This is a genomic window from Stutzerimonas stutzeri (assembly GCF_024448695.1).
GTDB lineage: Bacteria > Pseudomonadota > Gammaproteobacteria > Pseudomonadales > Pseudomonadaceae > Stutzerimonas > Stutzerimonas stutzeri_T.
In genome coordinates, this window is sequence record NZ_JAMOHY010000051.1 from 1 (window position 1) to 2,388 (window position 2,388).

Genomic DNA, 2,388 nt, shown 5'->3' on the forward strand with positions numbered 1-2,388 from the left:
AGGACACCGCCAAGAAGATGAAGGCGCTGCGCACCCTGGGCGTGCCTTACACCGATGAAGACATCGCCGGTGCTCGGGATGCCGTCAAAGGCAAGACCGAAATGGATGCCATGGTGGCCTACCTGCAGGTTCTTGGCACGGCTCTGACCAACAAGCGTTGATTCCGATACGCCTTAGAGAGATGACGGTCTGCCACGGCGGCCGTCAGGGACTTCAATCGCGGACAGCCAGAGTGCCTCGGGCTGTCCAGGAGTAGCACATGAGCACTTTCTGGAGTGGATACATCGCCCTGCTGACGCTGGGCACCATCGTCGCTCTGTTCTGGCTGATCTTCGCCACCCGCAAGGGCGAATCTGCCGGCACGACCGACAAGACCATGGGGCATTCCTTCGACGGTATCGAGGAGTATGACAACCCGCTGCCCAAGTGGTGGTTCATGCTGTTCATCGGCACGCTGCTGTTCGGCATCGTCTACCTGATCCTGTATCCGGGTCTGGGCAACTGGAAAGGCGTTCTGCCGGGCTATGAAGGCGGCTGGACCCAGGAAAAGGAATGGCAGCGCGAAGTCGATCAGGCTGACGCCAAGTTCGGCCCGATCTTCGCCAAGTTTTCGGCCATGAGCGTCGCAGAAGTCGCTCAGGACGAACGCGCACTGAAGATCGGCGCTCGCCTGTACGCCAACTACTGCGCCATCTGCCATGGTTCGGACGCCAAGGGTTCCAACGGCTTCCCCAACCTGGCCGATAACGAATGGCGCTGGGGCGGCGAGCCGGAAACGATCAAGGCAAGCATCCTCCACGGACGAATCGCAGCGATGCCGGCCTGGGGTCAGGTCATTGGCGATGAAGGCGTGAAAAACGTCGCGGCCTATGTACGCAACGAGCTGGCTGGACTGCCGCTGCCTGAAGGCACCGAGGCCAACCTGGCCGCCGGTTCCGAGGTGTACGCGCAAACCTGCTCCGTCTGTCACGGCGCAACCGGCGCAGGCATGGCCGCACTCGGCGCACCGCAGCTGACCAACCCTGCCGCCTGGATCTACGGTTCAAGCCTGCCGCAACTGCAGCAGACCATCCGCCACGGCCGTAACGGTCAGATGCCGGCGCAGGAACAGTACCTCGGCAACGACAAGGTGCATCTGCTGGCGGCATACGTATACAGCCTGTCGCAAACGCCTGAGCAACTGGCGAAGCAGTAAAACCCCTAACAGGGCGGTACCCCATACCGCCCTGTTTTCAATCAAGCCTCCCACCTAAATGACGGCATGCGACGCTCTGTCGCAGACCACTCGACACATCCCTTCTTTGCCATACGAGCAAACCGCTTCCATACTCTTCGGCACTCGCCAAGATCCCGCAGAACTACAAGGCGAAACCCTCGATTCAGCACAGCATCGTGGTGTGCCAAGCGATCCTGCGACCCGCATGGAAGACGCTTGAAATCAGAGCCGGAACGGCATCAAGGGGGCTGGAGCTCGTTTGCATTACCCCCCTCCTTTCTCCATACTTGCCGCCGTTTTTGCCCCCCTTGATATGCCATTTAGCGTGGAAGCCTTGCATGAGCACAGCAATAAGTGAGACTGCATATAACTATAAGGTGGTTCGCCAGTTCGCCATCATGACGGTGGTGTGGGGAATCATTGGAATGGGTCTGGGAGTCTTTATCGCCGCGCAGCTTGTGTGGCCGGGACTCAACTTCGACCTGCCCTGGACCAGCTTCGGTCGTCTGCGACCGCTGCACACCAACGCGGTGATCTTCGCCTTCGGCGGTTGCGCCCTGATGGCCACCTCCTTTTATGTGGTGCAACGCACCTGCCAGGCGCGACTGTTCTCCGACAGTCTGGCCTCCTTCACCTTCTGGGGTTGGCAGGCGGTGATCGTTGCCGCAGTGATCACACTGCCGCAGGGCTTCACCAGTTCCAAGGAATACGCCGAACTGGAATGGCCGATCGACATCCTGCTGGCTGTGGTCTGGATTTCCTATGCGCTGGTGTTCTTCGGCACCATCATGAAGCGCAAGTCCAAGCACATTTATGTGGGCAACTGGTTCTTCGGCGCCTTTATCCTGGTGACGGCGATGCTGCACATCGTCAACAACCTGGAAATCCCGGTTACCTGGTTCAAGTCCTACTCCATCTACGCCGGCGCGACCGATGCGATGGTGCAGTGGTGGTACGGCCACAATGCCGTGGGCTTCTTCCTGACCACCGGCTTCCTCGGCATGATGTATTACTTCGTGCCCAAGCAGGCCGAGCGTCCGGTGTATTCCTATCGCCTGTCGATCGTGCACTTCTGGGCGCTGATCACCCTTTATATCTGGGCCGGCCCGCACCACCTGCACTACACCGCGCTGCCAGACTGGGCGCAGAGCCTGGGCATGGTGATGTCGATT

At 59.7% G+C, this 2,388-nt stretch carries 2 protein-coding genes and 1 pseudogene; all 3 read left to right on the plus strand.

Annotation, left to right across the window (positions count from 1 at the left end; genetic code table 11):
- A pseudogene (locus tag NAV32_RS17515) lies at positions 1 to 161 on the plus strand (cytochrome-c oxidase, cbb3-type subunit II); the annotation flags it as partial.
- A gap of 98 nt (positions 162 to 259) precedes the next feature.
- Complete coding sequence (ccoP, locus tag NAV32_RS17520; protein WP_256054052.1) at positions 260 to 1,195, plus strand: cytochrome-c oxidase, cbb3-type subunit III; 936 nt, start codon at positions 260 to 262, stop codon at positions 1,193 to 1,195.
- Positions 1,196 to 1,554: 359 nt separating this feature from the next.
- Positions 1,555 to 2,388: cbb3-type cytochrome c oxidase subunit I (locus tag NAV32_RS17525; RefSeq protein ID WP_256054053.1), on the plus strand; the 834-nt coding region annotated here is incomplete at its 3' end.